This is a genomic window from Acinetobacter sp. YH01005 (assembly GCF_013420465.1).
GTDB classification, from domain to species: Bacteria; Pseudomonadota; Gammaproteobacteria; order Pseudomonadales; family Moraxellaceae; genus Acinetobacter; species Acinetobacter amyesii.
In genome coordinates, this window is the sequence record NZ_VOYA01000013.1 from 67,370 (window position 1) to 89,880 (window position 22,511).

Annotated in this window: 20 protein-coding genes and 1 riboswitch; of the genes, 4 read left to right on the forward strand and 16 right to left on the reverse strand. The window is 42.9% G+C overall.

Translation table 11 applies throughout. The features are described 5' to 3' along the window. Positions 1 to 100: 100 nt before the first annotated feature. From guaB to FTT72_RS10675, 4 genes are all read right to left on the reverse strand, one after another. Positions 101 to 1,567, reverse strand: coding sequence for an IMP dehydrogenase (guaB, locus tag FTT72_RS10660; protein ID WP_078190562.1), 1,467 nt, complete (start codon positions 1,565 to 1,567; stop codon positions 101 to 103). Positions 1,568 to 1,786: 219 nt separating this feature from the next. After that, positions 1,787 to 2,152 carry a YkgJ family cysteine cluster protein gene (locus FTT72_RS10665; RefSeq protein WP_180041711.1) on the reverse strand — a complete coding sequence of 122 codons (366 nt, stop codon included), beginning with the start codon at positions 2,150 to 2,152 and terminating at the stop codon, positions 1,787 to 1,789. Between the two features lie 99 nt (positions 2,153 to 2,251). Further along, positions 2,252 to 3,049 carry an MBL fold metallo-hydrolase gene (locus FTT72_RS10670; protein ID WP_078190564.1) on the reverse strand — a complete coding sequence of 266 codons (798 nt, stop codon included), beginning with the start codon at positions 3,047 to 3,049 and terminating at the stop codon, positions 2,252 to 2,254. Between the two features lie 194 nt (positions 3,050 to 3,243). Next, entirely contained in the window at positions 3,244 to 3,822 is a 579-nt protein-coding gene (locus FTT72_RS10675; protein WP_180041739.1) for a TMEM165/GDT1 family protein, read from the reverse strand. 74 nt (positions 3,823 to 3,896) lie between these two features. Next, a riboswitch (yybP-ykoY riboswitch) is annotated at positions 3,897 to 4,039 on the reverse strand. Positions 4,040 to 4,322: 283 nt separating this feature from the next. Between FTT72_RS10675 and FTT72_RS10680 the strand changes: the two genes are divergently transcribed. After that, entirely contained in the window at positions 4,323 to 4,619 is a 297-nt protein-coding gene (locus tag FTT72_RS10680) for a hypothetical protein (protein ID WP_180178338.1), read from the forward strand. 228 nt (positions 4,620 to 4,847) lie between these two features. Here FTT72_RS10680 and FTT72_RS10685 read toward each other — a convergent pair whose 3' ends face one another. From FTT72_RS10685 to FTT72_RS10695, 3 genes are all read right to left on the reverse strand, one after another. Next, positions 4,848 to 6,836, reverse strand: coding sequence for a 2-oxo acid dehydrogenase subunit E2 (locus tag FTT72_RS10685; RefSeq protein ID WP_180178339.1), 1,989 nt, complete (start codon positions 6,834 to 6,836; stop codon positions 4,848 to 4,850). 2 nt (positions 6,837 to 6,838) lie between these two features. Further along, on the reverse strand, positions 6,839 to 9,541 hold the full coding sequence (aceE, locus tag FTT72_RS10690; RefSeq protein ID WP_180041745.1) for a pyruvate dehydrogenase (acetyl-transferring), homodimeric type: 2,703 nt from the start codon (positions 9,539 to 9,541) through the stop codon (positions 6,839 to 6,841). A 281-nt stretch (positions 9,542 to 9,822) separates the two neighbouring features. Continuing rightward, the gene (locus FTT72_RS10695) at positions 9,823 to 10,515 is read right to left on the reverse strand and encodes a M23 family metallopeptidase (RefSeq protein ID WP_180059327.1); all 693 of its coding nucleotides are present in this window, start codon (positions 10,513 to 10,515) and stop codon (positions 9,823 to 9,825) included. Positions 10,516 to 10,621: 106 nt separating this feature from the next. Between FTT72_RS10695 and FTT72_RS10700 the strand changes: the two genes are divergently transcribed. Beyond that, a complete protein-coding gene (locus FTT72_RS10700) occupies positions 10,622 to 11,062 on the forward strand; it encodes a DciA family protein (protein ID WP_180054185.1) in 441 nt (146 codons plus the stop codon). Positions 11,063 to 11,159: 97 nt separating this feature from the next. Here the strand turns inward: FTT72_RS10700 and lpxC are convergent, their stop codons facing one another. The 8 genes from lpxC to gshB all read right to left on the reverse strand — a co-directional run bounded on the left by lpxC (position 11,160) and on the right by gshB (position 20,523). After that, complete coding sequence (lpxC, locus tag FTT72_RS10705) at positions 11,160 to 12,062, reverse strand: UDP-3-O-acyl-N-acetylglucosamine deacetylase (protein ID WP_168379401.1); 903 nt, start codon at positions 12,060 to 12,062, stop codon at positions 11,160 to 11,162. 125 nt (positions 12,063 to 12,187) lie between these two features. Beyond that, positions 12,188 to 13,378, reverse strand: a complete 1,191-nt coding sequence (gene ftsZ / locus FTT72_RS10710) for a cell division protein FtsZ (protein WP_168379400.1) — start codon at positions 13,376 to 13,378, stop codon at positions 12,188 to 12,190. A 159-nt stretch (positions 13,379 to 13,537) separates the two neighbouring features. Next, positions 13,538 to 14,800 (reverse strand): cell division protein FtsA, encoded by a 1,263-nt coding sequence (gene ftsA / locus FTT72_RS10715; RefSeq protein WP_078190573.1) that lies wholly within the window; start codon positions 14,798 to 14,800, stop codon positions 13,538 to 13,540. A gap of 68 nt (positions 14,801 to 14,868) precedes the next feature. Next, positions 14,869 to 15,723, reverse strand: coding sequence for a cell division protein FtsQ/DivIB (locus tag FTT72_RS10720; RefSeq protein ID WP_180063029.1), 855 nt, complete (start codon positions 15,721 to 15,723; stop codon positions 14,869 to 14,871). A 3-nt stretch (positions 15,724 to 15,726) separates the two neighbouring features. Further along, a complete protein-coding gene (locus tag FTT72_RS10725) occupies positions 15,727 to 16,656 on the reverse strand; it encodes a D-alanine--D-alanine ligase (RefSeq protein WP_078193219.1) in 930 nt (309 codons plus the stop codon). Between the two features lie 59 nt (positions 16,657 to 16,715). Beyond that, positions 16,716 to 18,164: a UDP-N-acetylmuramate--L-alanine ligase gene (gene murC / locus FTT72_RS10730; protein WP_078190576.1), complete on the reverse strand. Its 1,449-nt coding sequence runs from the start codon at positions 18,162 to 18,164 to the stop codon at positions 16,716 to 16,718. Between the two features lie 14 nt (positions 18,165 to 18,178). Continuing rightward, complete coding sequence (murG, locus tag FTT72_RS10735) at positions 18,179 to 19,276, reverse strand: undecaprenyldiphospho-muramoylpentapeptide beta-N-acetylglucosaminyltransferase (RefSeq protein WP_168379398.1); 1,098 nt, start codon at positions 19,274 to 19,276, stop codon at positions 18,179 to 18,181. 302 nt (positions 19,277 to 19,578) lie between these two features. After that, positions 19,579 to 20,523 (reverse strand): glutathione synthase, encoded by a 945-nt coding sequence (gene gshB, locus FTT72_RS10740; RefSeq protein WP_180178340.1) that lies wholly within the window; start codon positions 20,521 to 20,523, stop codon positions 19,579 to 19,581. A gap of 326 nt (positions 20,524 to 20,849) precedes the next feature. Between gshB and FTT72_RS10745 the strand changes: the two genes are divergently transcribed. Continuing rightward, the gene (locus tag FTT72_RS10745) at positions 20,850 to 21,752 is read left to right on the forward strand and encodes a sensor domain-containing diguanylate cyclase (RefSeq protein WP_180178341.1); all 903 of its coding nucleotides are present in this window, start codon (positions 20,850 to 20,852) and stop codon (positions 21,750 to 21,752) included. 125 nt (positions 21,753 to 21,877) lie between these two features. Further along, on the forward strand, positions 21,878 to 22,075 hold the full coding sequence (locus FTT72_RS10750) for a DUF3565 domain-containing protein (protein ID WP_180054181.1): 198 nt from the start codon (positions 21,878 to 21,880) through the stop codon (positions 22,073 to 22,075). Between the two features lie 77 nt (positions 22,076 to 22,152). On the opposite strand, the gene FTT72_RS10755 is transcribed toward FTT72_RS10750, so the two are convergent. After that, complete coding sequence (locus tag FTT72_RS10755) at positions 22,153 to 22,377, reverse strand: hypothetical protein (protein WP_100329926.1); 225 nt, start codon at positions 22,375 to 22,377, stop codon at positions 22,153 to 22,155. Positions 22,378 to 22,511 lie beyond the last annotated feature (134 nt).

The following is a 22,511-nucleotide window of genomic DNA, read 5'->3' on the forward strand; positions in this document are numbered from 1 at the left end:
TGGTGATCTTAATCATCACTTTTTACTGTAAATACTTTACACCAAAAACAAAAAGGCCGTCATATTAATGACGGCCTTTTCGGCTAAAAGCTACTAAATATCAACCAACACGGTAGTTTGGTGCTTCTTTAGTAATAGTCACGTCATGTACGTGAGATTCAGACATACCTGCCGCAGTAATTTTGACAAACTGTGCATTTTTACGTAAGTCATCGATCACCGCAGAACCGGTATAACCCATAGATGAACGTAAACCACCCATCATTTGATGAACGATGTTACCCATAGGGCCTTTGTACGGTACGCGACCTTCAATACCTTCTGGTACAAGTTTTTCAGCACCGGCTTTTGAGTCTTGGAAATAACGGTCAGCAGAACCTGTTGCACCTGCCATCGCACCCAATGAACCCATACCACGATAAGCTTTGTAGTAACGACCTTGGAAGAATTCAACTTCGCCCGGTGCTTCTTCAGTACCTGCCATCAATGAACCCACCATAATGGTACTCGCGCCTGCACCAATCGCTTTTGCCATATCACCAGAGAAACGGATACCACCGTCTGCGATCAATGGAATTTGATCTTTTAGTGCATTGGCAACGCTGTCAATCGCAGAGATTTGTGGCATACCAATACCAGCCACAATACGTGTAGTACAGATTGAACCCGGGCCAATACCCACTTTCACTGCATCTGCGCCAGCATCTAATAATGCAAGAGCTGCATCACCAGTCGCGATGTTACCGCCAATCACTTGAACTTGTGGATAGTTGGCTTTAACCCAACGTACACGTTCAATTACACCTGCAGAGTGACCATGTGCTGTATCAACAACAATCGCATCAACACCCGCTTCTACCAATGCTTCTACACGGCTTGGTGTTTCTGCACCTGTACCAACTGCAGCACCAACGCGTAAACGACCTAAGTCATCTTTGCAGCTGTTTGGATAGTTTTCAGCTTTACGGAAATCAGTAACCGTGATTAAACCTTTCAGTTCGTTGTTGTCATTTACAACAAGGACTTTTTCAATACGGTGTTTTTGAAGTAATGCTTGGATATTTTCTTTTGATTCGTTTTCACGAACAGTCACCAAACGATCATGGCCTGTCATGATGTTACTAACAGGTTGCTCAAGATTGGTTTCAAAACGAGTGTCACGACCAGTAACAATACCCACCACTTGACCGTCTTTCACCACTGGTACACCGCTGATGTTATTTGCTTGAGTTAAAGCAATCAGCTCACGTACAGTCGTTTCTGGTGTAACGGTAATTGGGTCTTTCACCATACCTGCTTCAAATTTTTTCACGCGGCGAACTTCTGCAGCTTGTGCAGCAATATCCATGTTTTTATGCAGGATACCGATACCACCGTTTTGCGCCATTGCAATTGCCATACGTGATTCAGTCACAGTATCCATCGCAGCAGAAACAAGTGGAATATTCAAATTGATGCCACGTGTGAAACGTGTCTTAAGAGAGACATCTTTTGGGAGAACAGTAGAATAGGCAGGGAGTAATAAGACATCATCAAAGGTTAGGGCTTCTTGAACGATGGTCAACATAACAGTCTCGCTGGTAATTTCCGTGAGCCATTATATACAAATTTCCGTTCAATTTTCATTTTAATTGCGGCAATTCTTTACGGAGTTTTCAATATTAACCATCGAATATGCTGTTTTCAGCAAGAATACACTGAGGGTTAGTCAGCAACTTGTTCAATACAGGCAGAATCCGAAGACTCTACCGCTTAATTTCAATAAATTTATTCTGGAACTAAAGCCTTAACTGACTTGATCGAAATCTTCATCATTTTCAGCGTCATGCAGTGGAATACTGATCAATGGAATCATTTGATGCGCGATGCGTGCTTTATTACATTGCTCATCAGCTATCTGCACACTTTTACATGTGGAACTGCGCGCCTCGTACACACTACAACTCACTGCTTGCCCAATTTCACCACCCAAAGCGATACAACGAGACTGTGTTTGATTGGTGCCCGCCATACATGAATACACAGCATTAACCGGCTCAGTATAATGTTCGGGCATATTCAGCCCTTCTGCCCAATAAAAAGAAACGCGATAGTGGGCACAACATGCTCCACAGGTTAAACATGCATCCTGAGTCGGTATTTGAGACAACATTTTTATCTATTCTCGTCATCTAAAAGCTTATTTTATGGACAAAAAATATTAAAAAATGTTATCTGCAAACTCAATTATTTTTTCTGGATTTTCAAGTCATTATACTGGGCAAGTAAAGACTGTTTCATCCATTAAATCGACACCACACTGCAAGGTTTCGATCCAATCTAAGAATTGATTGATCTGTTCTTTACCAATAAATGGCGTGCCGTGCTGCGGTACGATCATTTCCACATCCATCGTCCGTACCATGTTGACCCACAGACGGATCACTTTGTTTGAACACATGTAGCGCTGATGGAAGCCTTTCATTTTAGGAATATGAGCGGCAAAATTTTCTAAAGGTTTAGAGGCATCATCCACCATAGATGCGCCCATATCCCCTGAGAATAAAATTTTGGCAATCGGGTCATAAAATTGGAAGTTACCAACTGAATGTAGGAAGTGTGCAGGAACAGCCACCAAATGACTGTTGCCTAATGGAATCACCTGACCATGATCTGGCAGTTCGATCAAACGATCCAACCAATTGCCTTTCATGCGGTCACTCATAAATGCAGAGTTTAAATGCGGTAAGAAACGCGCCCACAGCTTAGATGCTACCACTTTGGCGTCAGTATAAACCAACCAACGTGGCATCGAGGTAATAATGTCTGGGTCCTGATGTGAGGCCATCACATAGTCAAGATTGGTCAAACGGGTATATTTATTCAGTTCCATAGTCAGTGGGACATAGGTCAAGTCACCACCCGGATCGAGCACCGCTGCGCGCTCATTATCCAAAATCAGGAACTGGTTCGCCTGTACGCCCTCGCCTTTTACCAAGCTGGTAAAGCTAATACATTTATGCTTTCCATCATCATAAAGTACCTGTGATGTTGTGCGTTCGAAAGCCATTCCCATTCCCCAAATTTTTTATCAAAAAAAATATATTCTATAGGTGAATAACATATATTTATTTAGGGAAACTTACAATAAATATTAAGTCAATATTATCTGAAATATCAGTGAATTGGGTCTCATTTATTGGCAAAGAATCCTGAGTTTTTAACTCAGGATTTCATGTATTTTTAATATGGTGAGATCATTATTTAAAATAAATAGTGTTGTGCCAACGCAGCCAAACCAATCACCAAGAATACCAAGGCGCCAATTTTATGAATCAGTGAAATCGGTAGTTTTTCAGCTAGCTTGTTCCCAATAAATACCGCAGGCGCATTAACCAACATGATGCCTAATGTCGTCCCCAAAGTCACCCAGCCAATACTGTCAAAGCGTGCAGCCAGTGCAACAGTGGCAATTTGGGTTTTATCTCCAATTTCAGCCAAGAAGAACAAAACGAAAGTGGCGGTGAAAACCCCATATTTTTGCCACTTATTGATACTTTCAGATTCATCATCCAATTGATCGGGGATCAACATCCACACCGCCATAGCAATAAAGCCCAGAGAAACGATCCACAATAAAACGGTTGGACTTAAAACAGTGGTAATCCATTGACCCAGCACAGCAGAAACCCCGTGGTTCACCACAGTCGCGAGGAAAATTGCAATTAAGATCGGAACGGGTTTACGAAAACGTGCAGCAAGCAGTAAGGCAAGTAATTGTGTTTTATCGCCCATTTCTGACAGGGCAACAACAGCAAGGGAAATGAAGAAAGCGGTTAACATGGTGCATTTCTCTGGCTAGCAATAACATATACCGATGATTTATCCCTCCTGCTAGCCAATGTGCAGAGTGATAAATCAAAGGTCTTGCCAACAAAAGAAAGCTACGAAGAGCTCATTTGGTTCTTTGCTATGATGACCATGCTCGTTTTAGAGCAAATATGTTGACCATCACCTTTTTACTTTGCGTAAAAAGCGGCTACTCCCCAATGAAGTAATGCTATTCTAGCGAGGAATGCATGTTTTCGCAATTTTAATTTTCGATGACTCAATTTGATATGCAAAACAATAATCAAAAATTTCAAGAATTTATTCAACACTATATGCATGTGCAGGATGTATTAATCATTGCAGGCGGCCCGTCTCAGCTCAGTTTTGACTTAACCACCATTTAGCCCTCAAAAAAGCTGCTAATCATTTGCTGTAATCAAAGTTTTCTTCAACTTCCTCAGGCTCAAATTGCCCATCATTCAGATTATGCGTGGTGGTTACACTATCAACCCATGCTCAAAGCCTGCTTTCAAGGTGACATCATTAGCGGATGTGGTTTAGGTCACAACCGTCCATATCCTGAACATGAAGTGATTAACTTCAAAACCGTGCGCATCGATACGCAAGCGGAGTTATTTCATTCACCGTACTTTGTGTATGGTAATAATTGCGGCCTTCAAGCCTATTCACTCGCACATCTCTTTCAACCGCAGCGTATTTGGCTGATGGACTATGACTTCCAGCACCAACAGGGCCAAACACATGCGTATCAACATGTACAAGAACTGGGGCATTATGAAAAGTTTTAGGGCTTATTTTTAAAAGACTTCCAACGCTTTGAACATTTACGACATAAGCTTTGGTCGACGGCGCACCCACATCGTACGCTTCCACTCACCTACAACCTCAACGCAAACTCGGCATTAAAGCTCTACCCTTCACCCATTGAACTTCCTGATTGGCTTTGTCAGTCCACCACCACGCCATAAAAAAACCCTGCCAAAGCAGGGTTCATTTTGCAACTTAAACAGGTCAGATTAGATCAATAAAGTTCGGATATCTTTGAGCAGCTTCGTCAGTTTATTGGCAAAACGTGCAGCGTCCGCTCCATTAATCACACGGTGATCGTATGACAATGACAGCGGCAGCATCAAACGTGGATCAAAGCTTTCACCATTCCATACTGGCTGCATGGTTGCAGGTGAAATACCCAAAATCGCCACCTGTGGCCAGTTGACCAACGGTGTAAATGCCGTACCACCAATTGAACCCAAACTGGTAATGGTAAAGTTCGCACCTTGTAGATCTTTCGGCGACAGTTTTTTGTCACGTGCTTTTTGACTCAGTTCACCCAGCTCAATTGCAATCTGCTTAATCGATTTTTGATCTGGATTACGCAGTACAGGCACGGTCAAACCATCAGGCGTTGCCACGGCAATCCCCATGTGGATTTCATTGCGTAACAATACTGACTTGCCATCATCAGACAAATGACCTGCAAATTCACGCTCTTCTTTCAACAAGTAAGCCACTGCTTTGATGATGAAGGCCATAATGGTTAAGCCAATACCTTCTTTCTTAAAGTTGGCTTTTAAATCATTACGCCAAGCTTCAAGATCGGTAATATCCGCAGCATCGAACTGCGTCACTTGCGGGATAAAATTGTTTAAAGACAATTGCGGAATCGACACTTGTTGTAAACGTGTCAAAACTTTCTCTTCGATACCACCAAAAGCATCAAAGCTTGGCAATTTCGGTAAGCCTGAAACCTGTGCCACAGCTTGAGCTGCAGGTGCAACTTGCGGAGTGGTCAAACGGGTTTTTACATAAGCGAATAAATCTTCTTTCATTAAACGCTCATGCGGGCCAGATGCTTTGACTTCTGCCAAAACCACACCTAATTCACGTGCAAGCTTACGAACGGCCGGACCTGCATACACTTTGGCATTGGCAGCATTTTGCTCTTTGGTGAGCTTATCTGCGCCTTGTGGTTGCGGTGCTGCTTCAACTTTGCTTTCAGCTTTAGGTGCAACTGTCGCAGGCTGTGCTACAACTGGTGCAGGTTTCGCTGCTGGCGCTGGTGCAGGTGCTGCAACAGCTTGACCTTCGGCTTCAATCGTCACTAAAGCGACGCCTTCAGAGACACTTTGCCCTAACTGAACATGAATCGCGGTGATTTTACCAGCGGTAGAGCTTGGCACTTCTACCGTTGCTTTGTCTGATTCCACCACGATGATGCTTTGGTCTTTTTCAACCACATCACCCACAGCGACTAAAATTTCAGCCACCGCTGCTTTATCAACACCTAAGTCAGGCACTGCAATTTCTACAGGTCCAGACGCTGCAGCTGTAGACGGCGCTGATGACGACTCTGCAACAACGGGTGCAGTAACAGGCTGTGCAGTTTCTTGCACAGGAGCCGATTCAACCGCAGCAGATGAAGACGCCATTTTCACCGTTAAAATCACTACGCCTTCTTTCACTACATCGCCAGCACTGATCGTAATCGATTCGACACGGCCTGATACAGTACTTGGGACTTCGACTGTCGCTTTATCTGATTCCACTACGATAATACTTTGATCGACATCAATCTCATCACCAACAGAGACCAAAATCTCACTCACCGTAGCTTTCTCTACGCCAATATCAGGGACTTGCACATCGATACTTTGCGACTGAGGAGCATTGGCTGCAACAGGTGCTGCTGCAGCTTGTTCTGCTTCCACAACCGGAGTTGGTTCTGCTGCTTGGTCTTCAGTTGCATTTTGTACTGGCTCAGCTGTAGCAGCACTTTGACCTCCTGATTCCAACTCGATCAGCACAGCACCTTCAGCAACACTGTCACCCAGATTAACTGCAATGCTTTTCACCACGCCTGCCGAAGTGCTTGGCACTTCAACAGAGGCCTTATCAGACTCTAACAACACAATACTGTCATCAACGCTAATAGTGTCGCCGACTTTCACTAAAATCTCAGCGACCGTTGCTTTATTTACACCAATATCAGGAGTCGTAATTTGCATGATTAGTTCTCCTCTTTGTAGTCAGCCACCGCATGCAGTTCCGGCGTTTCTTGCGGAGCCCATGCCACTGGACGGTCAGTATCTAGTTCAAAGCTTGAGATGGCATCTTTAACTAAACGTGCATCAACTTCGCCTTCATCCGCGAGTTTTTTCAATGTTGCTACCACAATATGTGCGGCATCAACACCAAAGTAGCTACGTAAGTTGCCACGTGTATCTGAACGACCATAACCATCTGTGCCTAATGCCACGAATGGACGATTGTCTGGAAGATAGGCACGGATTTGTTCGCTATATGCACGCATGTGATCGGTTGCCGATACCACAATACCGTCTTTTTCACGAAGTAATTGAGAGACCCAAGCTTCTTTCGTATCTTCAGCCAACGGATGTAAGCGGTTGTATTCTTCACACGCCATACCATCACGAGCTAATTCGTTAAAGCTAGTGACGCTCCACACGTTTGAATGAATTTGATATTCATCACGAAGGATTTTCGCCGCTTTAATCACTTCACGCAGAATCACACCTGAACCCATCAACTGAACCGTTGCTTTCTCATCTTCTTCGAAGAGATACATACCACGTTTAATGCCTTCTTCAGCACCTTCAGGAATAGCAGGGTGTTCGTAGTTTTCATTCATTACTGTTAAGTAGTAGAACACACGCTCTTGGTTCACGTACATGCGTTTTAAACCGTCATGTACGATTACTGCCAACTCATAACCAAAACATGGGTCATAAGAAATACAGTTTGGAATCGTATTTGCCAAGATATGTGAATGACCATCTTGGTGCTGTAAACCTTCACCGTTCAGTGTTGTACGACCCGCAGTTGCACCTAACAAGAAACCTTGCGCCTGTGCATCACCTGCAGCCCATGCAATATCGCCAATACGCTGGAAACCGAACATCGAGTAGTACATATACATCGGAATCATTGGCAAGTTATTGGTTGAATAACTGGTTCCTAACGCAGCCCAAGCACTCATCGCACCCGCTTCGTTAATCCCTTCTTGTAACATGTGACCATCTTTAGCTTCACGGTAATGCATCAACTGTTCTTGGTCTTCAGGGGTATATTTTTGACCATGCGCAGCATAGATCCCCAACTGACGGAACATACCTTCCAAACCGAAAGTACGCGCTTCATCTGGCACAATTGGTACGACACGATCTTTAATGGCTTTTTCTTTCAATAATGATGAAATCAAACGTACCATCAACATGGTCGTCGATTGCTCTTTACCGCCACTGCCTTTCAGTACCGCATCAAACACAGACAATTCAGGAATCGCCAGCTGTTCACTTTCTTTACGACGTGCAGGTAAATAACCACCCAATGCCTCACGACGCGCCTTCATGTATTTCAATTCAGGCGAGTTTTCACTCGGACGATAGAATGGCACTTCTTCAAGCTGTTCATCGGTAAATGGCAAGTTGAAACGGTTACGTACATATTTCAACGACTCAAGCTGCATTTTCTTGATTTGATGCGTCTTGTTGACTGCTTCAATCTCTTCCGACAAACCATAACCTTTGACTGTTTTTGCCAAGATAACTGTTGGCTGACCTGTTTCCTTCATCGCTTCGGCATAAGCCGCATACACTTTGAATGGGTCATGACCACCACGGTTCAGGTTATCAATATCTTCATCGCTTAAGTTGCGAACCAACTCTTCAGCTTCAGGATATTTACCAAAGAAATGCGCACGCGTATACGCACCGCCTTTCACTTGATAGCGTTGGAAGTCACCATCAACCGCTTCTTCCATCACCGCTTTTAAGGCACCTGAATCATCTTTTGCCAGTAGCGGATCCCAATGACGACCCCATACCACCTTAATCACACGCCAGCCTGCACCACGGAACAATGATTCAAGTTCTTGAATAATTTTACCGTTACCACGAACTGGGCCATCTAGACGCTGTAAGTTACAGTTCACGACCCAAATCAGGTTGTCGAGCTTTTCACGGCCTGCAAGTGAAATGGCACCTGTACTTTCAGGCTCATCCATCTCACCATCACCGAGGTAAGCCCAAACTTTACGGTTTTCTTCTTTGATCAGGCCACGGTTCATCAAGTACTTTTGAATGTGTGCTTGATAGATCGACATGATCGGGCCTAGACCCATCGATACGGTTGGGAACTGCCAATAATCTGGCATCAAGTACGGATGTGGGTATGAAGGTAAACCTTTACCGCCAACTTCACGACGGAAATTATTTAAATGTTCTTCAGTCAAACGACCTTCTAAGAACGAACGTGCATAGATACCTGGCGCACAGTGACCTTGATAATAGATCATGTCACCGCCAAAGCTGTCGCTATTGGCACGGAAGAAGTGGTTAAAACCCACGTCATATAAAGTGGCAGATGATGCAAAACTTGCCAAGTGACCACCTAAATCGTCACCTGTTTTATTGGCACGCAGTACCATCGCTAAGGCATTCCAGCGGATCAGCGCACGAATACGGCGCTCCATATCCGAATCACCCGGCATAGGCGGTTGTTCTTCAACTGAAATGGTATTTAAGTAAGGAGTATTTAGTCGCTGAATGGGAACGTGCTTAGCAATCGCTTGTTGATAGAGTTTTTCAAGCAAAAATGCAGCGCGGTCAGTTCCCATGTGCTGTAAAACTGAATCAAATGCGTCCTGCCATTCTTGGGTTTCTTGCGCATCTGTATCGCCATAAAACGCCATACTTCACCTATCCTATGTGCTAAATATATGGCTCTATTAGTACCATATTTTGGCTAGGCTGAGTTATCGCCACAGATGAATACGAAATAGCTCTATTATTTATTTACTAAATACTTATTGATTAACAATTACACAAATTTACATTTTTGGGTCAATTTTCGCCATATTTCATACAGACAATATTTTTTAGAATGATAATTTTATAGTTATTAGCGATAAATAAAAAAGCCATTGTCTGTAGAGGTTCAGACAATGGCTTCGTATACAGATGTTGTATGCGCTTATGGCAACATCGCTAAATACGTCGATGGGTTTTTGCGTTGACCATCTTTCACTACTTCGTAATGCAAATGTGGGCCAGTACAACGACCAGTACAACCAACGTTAGCAATATGCTCACCCGCAGCAACACGGTCGCCTACACGTGCAATTAAGCGTGATGCATGTGCATAACGTGTCAGGTAACCATTACCATGGTTGATTTCAACATATTGGCCATAACCTGTGCCCCAGCCTGATTTGGTTACAATGCCTGGACCCGTTGCATAAATAGGTGTACCACTTGCCGCAGAAAGATCTAAACCTGAATGATTTTCTGCACGGCCACCCATGGTACGGCCACCATAATTTGAGCTCACGCGCTTCATGTCTGGAAGTGGGTGGGCAATTAACCATGAATATGGATTATTTGAACTTGCTGAATAGTTTTGAGAGGAATTGCTTGAACCGTATTTTTTTGCGATTGTCGCATTGTTGAGTTCAATTGATTTTTCACGAATTTGAACATTCAACTTCGTTTCCGCTGGAACATCAATATCATTGCTTTCAGAGTAAGCACCTTGAGACAAAGTGCGAGTTAACTGTTCAATACGATCTGATGAGTCTGCTTGATTTAATTCAACTAAATCTGCAAAAGCGACTGAAGCGGCCGAAGCTGCCAATGAAAACGCCAATAAAATACGTCGTAAATGCATAAAAAACCTCTATAAACTGTTCTCTTTTGTTCCTTGTGTGATTTCGTCCTTGATATCAGCCAAAAGGAGCGCATAAGATTAAGACATAAACATGTAGGAAATATGTATGTCAGAACCTGTCAACGTCTTTCAACCAACAAGAAAACACATAAAAACAGGAAACTTGTCGTTTCTCTCAACGCAAGTTGCTGCATGGCAGAAACTTACGAAAATTGTTCAACCGCTATTGCCCCAACCGGATCAATGGCAAGTTGTTTGTTATATAAATGGTGTACTTATATTAACTGGAGAAAATCAGGCACTGATTAGTCAGTTGGCCTATTTGCAAAAGCAATATATTGCACAATTATCACAAATATACGAATTCAAGGATTTGCACAAGATTCAAGTCCGTCTGAGAACTCCGTCTCCAACGCCCCATTCCCCTGAAAAAATTTCAAGAACCCTCAGTACAGAAACTCAGGATTTACTCCGTAATGCTGCTGACTTTGTGAGCGACCCTAAGCTTAGCCAAGCAATGCTGCGTTTGGCAAGCAATAAAAAGTAACCACCCAGTTGTAACAGACAAATTTGAATGCTCAGAATGTGACAGACTTAACACTTACAAATGATACAATATAACATCACTATTATAAGACAATGACTTATGTCACATTCACATAACTAATTGGGCAATCATTAATGTCATCAAATGTTACAATTTCATAGCTATCTGGATCACTTTTGACATTGCGTAATAACTGATTATTTAATGCATGACCTGACTTATAGGCATCATATTTCGCAATAATTTGATGACCAAGCAAATATAAATCACCCACAGCATCTAATATTTTGTGACGAACAAACTCATCCGAGAAGCGTAAACCCTCTTCATTGACCACACCATTTTCATCTACGCCAATGGCATTTTCGAGACTCGCCCCCAAAGCCAAATTATTGGCTTTGAGATAATCCAAATCTTTCATAAAGCCAAAAGTCCGCGCTTCACTGACTTCATAGACAAATGTTTCGGTTGAAAAGTCGATGGTTGCCGATTGAAATTCTTTCTTAAATGCAGGATGGTCAAAATCAATCGTAAAATTTAATTGGAAACCGTCATGCGGTTGAAAGGCAGCACGTTTATCATCAATCAGTGCTTCGACAGGTTTAAGTATTTTTATGAATTTTTTAGGTGCATTTTGTTCTTGTAGTTCACCTTGCATAAGCAAATAAATGAACGGGCCTGCACTCCCATCCATAATAGGCACTTCAGATGCCGACACTTCCACAATCAGGTTATCAATCCCTAAACCAGCAATCGCACTCATAATGTGCTCAATTGTGCCCACCTTGGCGTTTTCTTGCACCAAGTTAGAACACATGAATGCTTCTTGAATCAGCATAGCATCAGCTGGAATATCAATCGGTGGATTTAAGTCGATACGACGAAACACAATGCCCCCATCGGCATGATGTGGCACAAAGTTAATCATCACTTTTTGCCCACTATGCAGTCCGATGCCACTCGCTTTCACGATGCGTTTCAGGGTACGTTGTTTCAACATGTGTCTTCTATCATCAGTTCACAAAACCGCTATACGTTAGCATATTTAGCCATTGATAAAAAACAAAAAGGTAGCTGATCAGCTACCTTTTGTAATCAATAGACACTTAAGTCATTGAATTTATGTTATTTACGTTGCTGATTTTTCAAGTAGTCTTGAATACTCATTGGCGTAGGGCGTGAATTCGATGCTGACGCCGCCGCAGCCGCCGGAGCAGCTGCTTCATTGTGCTGACGTTGAATCGCTGGTACATCATCTTCATCTACAGGTGCTTGTGCAGAAGCGACTGTACGCGTTGCTTGTGCGACAGGGCGTTTCACTGGCTCAGCAGAATCGGCAGAATTACGCGTTAAACCCGTTGCGATCACAGTTACACTAATTTCATCACGTGCATCTGGATCAAATACCGTACCGTAGAAAACTTGACCTTCATCAAGATCCACAATTTGGTTCACTACATCAGTGATTTCTTCAATTTCACCGAAGGTTACGTCATCGCCACCTGTTACGTTAATCAAAATGCCTTTTGCATTCATGATCGTCACGTTATCTAACAATGGGCTACGGATCGCTTGTTCAGCAGCTTGACGTGCACGGTTTTCACCACGACCAGAACCTGCACCCATCATGGCATAACCACGTGTACTCATCGCAGTTTTCAAATCGGCGAAGTCAAGGTTGATATGACCAGGACGCACCACAAGATCGAAGATACTACGTACAGCATTTAACAGTACGTCGTCTGCTTTTTTGTAAGCATCTTTCATCGAGATATCACGGAACACTTTTAGCAGGCGTTGGTTCGGAATAATAATCAGAGAATCAACATGTTGCTCAAGTGCTTCGATACCTTTCTCAGCAGATTGCTGACGACGTTTACCTTCAAAGTTAAACGGAGTCGTCACCACACCTACCGTTAAGATACCCATTTCTTTGGCAATTTCAGCAACAACTGGCGCAGCACCTGTACCTGTACCACCACCCATACCTGCAGTCACGAACACCATGTCCGTTCCTTCAAGGTGTTGGCGAATCAACTCACGGCTTTCTTCAGCAGCAGTTTGACCCACTTGTGGATTTGCACCTGCACCCAAACCACGGGTACTTTGCTCACCCAGTTGGATTTTAAATTGTGCATTCATGCGATCGAGTGCTTGTTTGTCTGTATTGGCACAAACAAATTTCACACCCTCGATATCTGATTCCAACATGTGTTGCACAGCGTTACCGCCAGCACCACCTACACCGAATACTGTGAAACGGGCTTGACCGTTGCTGTCGCTTTGATCATCTTCTAAAAATTCAAATGAGGCCATGCCTAAAAAATTCCTAATCCATAATTGGCAGACACTTCAGCCCGTATACTGCCTTGATCTTAATAAAAATTGTTTTTTAGAATGCTGTCCAAGTTCCAGCTTGTCAAGTACAAGCAATAATCCGTACAACTTCCCAACAATATTCCCAAATATTTCAACTTAAAAGATCGACTTCAAGGTGTCATTGAAGCCCGACCATGCCCGTTTTACCCGATTCAATACTGAAAGTTTTTCCGTATCTTCTGGCTCAACGATCGTATCTTGTGTTTCGCTTTGACTGAAAATTAACAGACCTGCGGCAGTCGCGTATTGTGAACGACGTAAAGCGGCTTGCTGTTGATCATCGGCATACACTTGCATAGGTGGATTACCTAAATGTGCAGAGACACCTAAAATCCGGCGTGCAAATGTCACCATTCCTTCAATTTGGCAGGCATCACCTGTGAGTACAACACCATGGTATAAACCATGAATTGCACCATGATCGACCAATTCATTACGCACTTGATTAAAGATTTCTTCATAGCGCGCAATAATGATTTCGGTCAGTTCAATACGGCTAATGGTTTGTGGACCATCAATCCCTTGGAACTGAATCATACTTTCAGGTTTAACCACTTTCAGGTCGACACAACCATACAACAGCTTAATACGTTCAGCTTCTTCTGTTGTGGTTTGCAATACAGCAGCAATATCACGCGTTACATGCTCACCGCCACGTTGCAAAGTGTGTGTCATCGCCAAGCGACCATCTAAATACACCGCGATATTGGTCGTACCAGCACCAATATCGACCAAGCACACACCATATTCTTTTTCATCTTTAAGCAAGCTGGCTTCAGCTGTTGCTAATGATGAAATGACCATGCGTTCAACACCAATATTGGCGCCTTTTAATGCACGATCCAAATTCTGCATGGTGCTGATGGGCAACATCATCAAATGATAATGCCCTGTCATACTCCGTGCTGACATGCGAATCGGGTTTAATACCCACTCAGGTTCATCATCTAGTTCAAAACCTAAAGGTACAGCACTCACCAAATAGTGGTCAGACGTTAAATGACTGGCTTTAGCCAGTTCTAATGCACGCACCACTTCATTGGTGGTAATCGCATGGTCATTATTTTCAATTGGAGTGCGACCAGAGGCATAAAAACTTTTTAGTTCAGCACTTGGAATGGAAATCCACGCAGAATGTACACGACATTCCGCCATATCTTCCGCTTCCTGCACTGCATTTTTAATTGCGGTAACAACTTTATCGAGACTGACAATTTTCCCTTTATTCATGCCGCGGTTACGAGCGGTCGCCATCCCTACCACTTGGATATTGTCTGGCGCGTGTACCTTACCAATCAAAACTGAAACTTTGTGTGTCCCAATGTCAATCGCAACAACCGAGGGAACAGCTTCATTCATTATTTACTACTACCATTCACATGTTTGTTTAATTTATGGCTTAAAGCCTCTACTTATAAAGCCGATCATTATGGCTTTACCGGCGCTGCATTCGCAATGCCTATGTCATCACTGGTTACAACAAACTGACCATTTACCGACTTTGCTGGCACAGAGTTTTTCCATTGAATCGCTAAACCATTTCGGTAGCGCAAATCGATGGCAGAAATTCGTGGCCATACAGGTTTTAAGTCACTGTGTGCGAGATAACTTAAACGCTGCAACTTACTCATGGTCTGATCTTGATCGACAATCACGCGTAAGCCTGAATCAAACTGCATAAACCAAGTCATTCGTTCGGTTAAATATAATTCTTTTAAACGAATGCCAACAGGTATAAATAATTGATTAATTTCATTATAGCGACGCATCATCATTTTGGACTGACTCGTCGGCCCATGCAATAACGGCAAATTCTGATGATTGGTCGGGGTTAATTCGGCAAATACATCACCACTGTCGCTTAACAGTCGCCCAGTTCCCCAACGTGCAATTGCTTGACGCGGCATCACCCGTACACGAATTGCATTTGGCCAAGCACGCGATACCACCACGCGATCGACCCACGAGATTTCTAAAGTACGGTCACGAATGACACGTAAATCAGAGGTAAAATAATTTTGAGTCATCATCGGTGAAACGTATGACATGACTTGTTGTTTTTCTTGGACGCTCCGCACACCCACCACATCAAGTTCAGCCACACGTGCATCCGTCATGACTTTATATAGCCCCCAAATTCCGGCAATCAAGACCATACATGCAATAAACAACAACAGCCATCCACCCACATTGGTAAGCTTTTCCTTACGTGTCGGTGGTTTGTCATGTATCGATGTCGTTGCTGCACGTTTACGGCGCATAGACGCAGGAAGTTGAGCCATAATTTAGTGTGCCGCACCTGTTAGGGTTTGTTCCAAAATCGCGACACAAAGATCATCAAAACTATAACCTACGGCATTGGCCGCTTTTGGCACTAGAGAATGACTGGTCATACCCGGAACAGTATTTACCTCAAGTAACCAGAAGTTTCCTTCTGCATCCTGCATCGCGTCAATACGGCCCCAACCACTCGCACCTACCGCTTGGAAAGCGCGTAAAGATAAAGCTTGTAGACGCTTTTCTTCATCTTCAGTCAAGCCACATGGAATACCATATTGCACATCGTTACGGTTATATTTCGCTTCGTAATCGTAAAAAGCCACATCTGCAGGCGGTTCTAAACGAATCACCGGTAATGCCTGACCATTTAAAATCACAATGGTAAATTCACGTCCGGTAATCCATTTTTCAGCCATCACAACTGCATCATGCTGGGTCGCTTTTGCAATTGCGGTTGCAAAGTCTTCAATTTTTTCAACTTTGCTCATACCAATGCTTGAGCCTTCATGCACCGGCTTAATGATAAATGGCAAACCAATTGAATCTACAATTTCTTGTAAATCTGAATCTTTGCTGACAATACGATAAGGTGCTGTCGGTAGTTCTGAACCTTGCCAAACTTGTTTAGTTTTGACTTTATCCATACCAATCGCCGAGCCTTGAACGCCCGTTCCAGTGTACGGAATGTTTAACCATTCCAAAGTACCCTGAATTTGACCATCTTCACCACCACGGCCATGAAGGACGATAAATGCACGGTCATAAGCCACCAACTCAGTCACACTGCGTTGCTGCGGATCAAATGCTTCGGCATTTACACCCGAACGCACCAATGCTTCAAGTACAGCTTTACCACTATCGAGAGAAACCTCACGTTCGGCAGATTTTCCACCTAATAACACGGCAACTTTGCCGAATTTTGAAGCATTTGACACGTTTATATCCTTAAACTTTTATCTACGGTCTAAACAAACTTTGGATCACCAAGCGGTGATCATTTTACATAGAGATTGTTTTGAGCAAGTTCGATTGAGATTGCTCCAACATTACCTGCGCCCTGTGTTAATAACAAGTCATTTGCTTGTAACACTTTTTTCATTACTGCTTGTAAGTTGCCTTCTACTGGATCGATGAGAATCGGCTCAACCTCACCACGGAGACGAATGCTTCGAGCCAACGCACGACTATCCGCACCCACAATTGGTTTTTCACCTGCAGGATAAACTTCTAATAACAACAGTTGATCGACTTGTGACAAGACATCGACGAAGTCATCAAAACAGTCACGCGTACGGCTAAAACGGTGCGGTTGGAACATCATCACCAAACGACGATCTGGATGACTTGCACGTGCCGCTTTAATGGTCGCTTCCACTTCTTTTGGATGGTGACCATAGTCATCGACCAATTTCACCAAGCCATCTTCAACTTCAAATTCGCCTTGGACTTGGAAACGACGACCTACACCACTGAAGCTTTCTAAGGCACGCGCAATCGCAGCATCAGAAACGCCTTCATCCGTTGCAATACCAATCGCTGCCAAGGCATTTAAGATGTTATGAAGACCTGGCAAGTTAATGGTTAAACGTAACGGCTCACGGTCTTTACGCAAAACGGTAAAGTGTGATTGCATGCCTTCTTGAGCCACATCAACGGCACGAATGTCATTGTCTTCATTGAAACCATAAGTCACGACAGGACGACCAATACGCGGCATAATTTCACGGATGTTGGCATCATCACCACACATCACAGCTAAACCGTAAAATGGAAGGCGCTGTAAGAATTGTACGAAGGTATCTTTCAATACATCAAAGCTACCGCCATAGGTATCCATATGGTCAGCATCGATATTGGTGACAATCGTTGCCATCGGCTGTAAATGCAGGAAAGATGCATCTGATTCATCCGCTTCGGCCACGATATAACGACTTGCACCCAATGCAGCATTCACACCAGTACGATTTAACAAACCACCAATGACATAAGTTGGGTCCAGATTTTCTTCTGCCAACATGCAGGTCACAAGACTGGTTGTCGTGGTTTTACCATGCGTCCCCGCAACGGCAATACCATGACGGTAACGCATTAATTCACCCAACATTTCTGCACGACGCACGACAGGTGTACGGGTTTCAATCGCCGCTTTCACTTCCGGGTTTTCAGAATCAATGGCTGTTGATACCACGATTACATTGGCACCTTGAATATTTTCAGCAGCATGACCGATGAAAACTTGAATGCCGTTTTCTTCAAGCTGAGCCGTGGTTTTCGACGCTTTAATATCTGAACCTGAAACTTTATAGCCTTGGTTTTTCAATACTTCGGCAATACCGCACATGCCCGCACCACCAATCCCAATAAAATGGATGTGTTTAATACGGCGCATTTCTGGCACTTTAATGAGCTTTTTCGCTTGATCGGCAGGCGTTGATGGAGACATAGATTACTCGAATTTTACAAATCTTGAATTAAACCAACCACGTGCTGTGTCGCATCGGGTTGTGCCTGTTGTCGAGCCTTAACCGCCATTTCCATAAGTCGTTGGCGATTCATCAGCGGCTTCAACAACGCTGTTAAACTTTCTGCGGTCATGTCCGCTTGTGGGCAAATTTTTGCGGCATTGATATTGGCCAAGAACCCTGCATTTGCAGTTTGATGGTCATCCACTGCACTTGGCAGAGGAACAAACACGGCTGCTACACCTGCTGTCGCAATTTCAGTGACGGTTAGCGCACCAGCACGGCAGATAATCAAATCCGCTGCAGAATAGGCTGCTGCCATATCTTCAATAAACGGCTGAACTTCAACTTGCATATGTTCAGGTGCATTTGCATAACGAGCCAATGTGCTTTCAGCGTTATTTTGACCACACTGGTGATATACACTGAGTGGCTGTTCTAATTGCTGCAAGGCTGCCGGCACACATTCATTTAAGGCACGTGCGCCCAGTGAGCCACCCACAATTAAAACCCGTAATGGCAACCCAGCTTTTTCACGCTCTTGGTAACGCCATGACGGATTTAAAATTTCTGTAATTTCTTTACGTACAGGATTCCCTGTGGTTACGATTTTATCTTGTGCTGGAAAGGTATTTGGAAATGCCTGACAAACAATTTTGGCCACACGTGACAACTGCGTATTGGTAAAACCTGCCACCGCATTTTGTTCATGGATAATGACTGGAATGCCCAATGCACGAGCCGCCAAACCACCCGGTCCAGCCACGTAACCCCCAAAGCCTGCAACTGCATCAACTTTGAGTTGTTTCATATAACGCATGGCACTCAAAGTAGCTTTGAGAATTTTAAACGGTGCCATCAGCTTACGCACGACTCCATTGCCGCGTACGCCTTGGATATCAATTTGATAAATTGGAATATTATGATTTTTAAGCAGGCGATTTTCCATGCCTGTTGGCGTTGCGAGCCAAGAAACTTCACAGCCTTGTTGTTGCAACTCTTTGGCAACAGCGAGCGCTGGAAAGACGTGACCACCGGTTCCGGCAGCCATCATCATGACATGTTTCGGCTTTACTTGCGTTACTTCGGTCACTGTCTAATTCTTCAATTCTAAAAAGAGGCTAATGATATTCGATTTTAAGCAAACAATTGTAATCACAAACGCATGACCGTGAAAGGTAATTTACTTTTTTTCAACAGGCGTATGATTGTTTTTTTCTACTATTTTAAAAGTTTAAACTAGTTTTATTATTAATCTATGAGAATTGAAAAAAAATCAGACAATTTTTCACTTTAATTGCATTCACTTACAGTTTTTTTGCTTTTTTAGCTCCCCTCCCCTTAGCGCAGGACAAAAAAGAGCCCGTGAAGGACTCTTTTAAATCTAGTGCAAAATTAAGCTTTTAAACCTGTCTCAAGGACATCAAATAAATCATCGGCAATCGAGGTGCCAAATTGCGCATCAATTTCACGTACGCAGGTCGGACTGGTGACATTGATTTCAGTCACGTAATTACCAATCACATCCAAACCAACAAAGACCAAACCTTTTTCACGAAGGAATGGTCCGACTTTGGCTGCAATGGCTTTATCATTTTCGGTCAATGGACGCGCCTCGCCCAAACCACCTGCCGCCAAGTTGCCACGCACTTCACCATTTTGCGGAATACGCGCCAAACAATACGGTACGGGTTCGCCATTGATCATCAAAATACGTTTGTCACCATCCACAATTTCAGGGATGTATCGCTGCGCCATAATCGGCTGTGTGCCGTTATTGGTCAGGATTTCAATGGTTGAACCAATATTAACGCCATCTTGGTATAAACGGAAAATGCCCATGCCGCCCATGCCGTCTAATGGCTTCACAATCACATCACCATGTTCTTGTAAAAATTCACGAATCAGACTTTGCTGCGAAGTCACCAAGGTTGGTACTTGAAGTTCAGGGAATTGTGTCGCAAACAATTTTTCATTGCAGTCACGTAGGCTTTGTGGCTTGTTAATAATCCATGCACCTTCGCGTTCAGCCTGTTCCAAAATATAGGTGGTGTAGACAAAGTTCATGTCAAACGGAGGATCTTTACGCATCAAAACCACGTCATAAGCAGCAATTGGTTCTTTTTGTTTTTCGCCGAGTTCGTAATAGTGGTTGTAGTTTTCAAAAACTTTTAGCGGTGAAATCAAACCAAAGGCTTTGCCTTGATCGATATATAAATCTTGCTGTAATGCATAGCCTAGCTCATGTCCACGACGTGCTGCTGCCCATAGCATCGCCATTGAGGTATCTTTTTTTAGGTTTACATTTTCGATGGGATCCATCACAACAAGTACACGCATTATTCAGTGCTCTGTTCATTATCAATTTATGAATGAGTATAGCCGAGATTTTTCTTTTGTTTATTCTGATTTTGCATGTGTATGTATGGATTCGTGTGATGCAGGCGATAATTCAAAACATTTCTATCATCGGCTTTATCTCAATAATGGAAATAAGCTTTAATAACATCATGTGATAGGTCTGTGTAAATAAATACCAAAGCATTGCTACCTGTTTAATTACTTCCAAATATACTTAGCCCTATTTTTGGTTAAAAAATACGTGATTTTTTATTTTTTTTAGATATTGTGTTAATTATTGTAAATAAAAAAAATAGAATTCATTGATGATCAACATTGAGCAGATGGCTATCATTCTTGATGCTTTACCAGACCCTGCATTTGTCATATCACGTAGTGGAAAATACGTTGCAGTTTTTGGCGGGCGCGATAATCGTTATTACCACGATGGTTCCGGTCTTGTTGGTACCTATATTTCAGATGTGATCAAGCCAGATAAAGCCAACTTGTTTATGCAACTGATCGGCCAAGCTCTAGCATCAGGAAATCTACTCATCGAAGAGTACGAATTGAGCAATAGGGATGTAAAAGGTCTGCCCGATTATGGTCCTGAAGAGCCCATTTGGTTTGAAGTGCGCATCCAAGCCCTCAGTTTTTCGGTAGATGAAGAAGACGTTGTACTTTGGGTCGCAAGTAATATTTCAGCGCGTCACAACTTGGAAATCAAGCTGAAGGAACTCAGCCATACGGATCAATTAACCGGTCTTTTCAACCGAAGAAAATTAGAGCATGACTTAGCATTACATTATGAGTCATACCTACGGCATTCCATACAGACCTCGATCTTGATGTTCGATCTTGATAACCTCAAAAAAATCAACGACAGTAAAGGCCATCATGTCGGTGATGAGGCAATCCGAGCAGTCGCAGATATTCTTCGTTTAACGCTGCGTAAGACCGATTGCGCCTGCCGCTTAGGTGGAGATGAGTTTGTGGTCGCCTTGCCCAACACGGGCTGCGAGCAGGCCATCCAGTTTGCCAAACGGATTCATGAACATTCCAGAAAAGAATTAAGTCGGTTTTCAATAGATAACGCGCATGTCACCGTGAGCATAGGAGTGACAACCATCATGCCTGAAGATTGTACCTACGAAGATACAATTAAGCGTGCTGATCTAGCGCTGTATAAAGCCAAACATGGCGGGAAAAATAGAATTGTCGCGGCGTAAGCGTGCGGCAGAAATAAACCAAATTTCACAGTCTATTTAGCAATTTGATATTCAAGCCGTTGTGATTGCTCAGCATGAGCTCTCTCCCCTTTTCAACATAAGTTCAGTTTAGATAGGTGTCCGATATGCAGCAAGCCATTGTTGATTTTGCCTTGGATGATGAAAATCATTGGTATGCTATTTTAGCTTGTGGCCATACACAGCATGTCCGGCATGATCCGCCTTGGCAAAACCGTCCTTGGGTTATCACTGAGCAAGGACGGAACGAAAAGTTAGGGGTAATGTTGGAATGTAAGAAGTGTGATGAAGAGAGTTTCGTATAAGAGATTTTATGTTAAACGAGTGATGAAAAGGCTCATGAATTGTGCCTTTCATATAACATCTATTATTTAATTTTAAATTATGAATGTTGAATATCGAATACCGTACCTAATCGAGCTGATATTTTTTCAATAGTAGACTCCAATACTTCAGAGGTTAGATCTAATTTAATTTCTTCTGGATAAAGATTTAATAATTCCTTAATAGAGGGTCGCTGATTTAAAGGTAGACAATCAATTAAGGCCATCAAAAATTTAGGATCAAAAGATCTTATTGATTTAGCCTTTAGAACTAAACGAGGCATTCTATATATTTATTCTAATAATGTACTTAATGTAAATTATATCAATTAATTAAATATACTATAAATGACTTTTTGTATCAAAAAATTGAATATTTATTTACCTTTTGGTTGTAATTTCTATTACCTAAAAATCA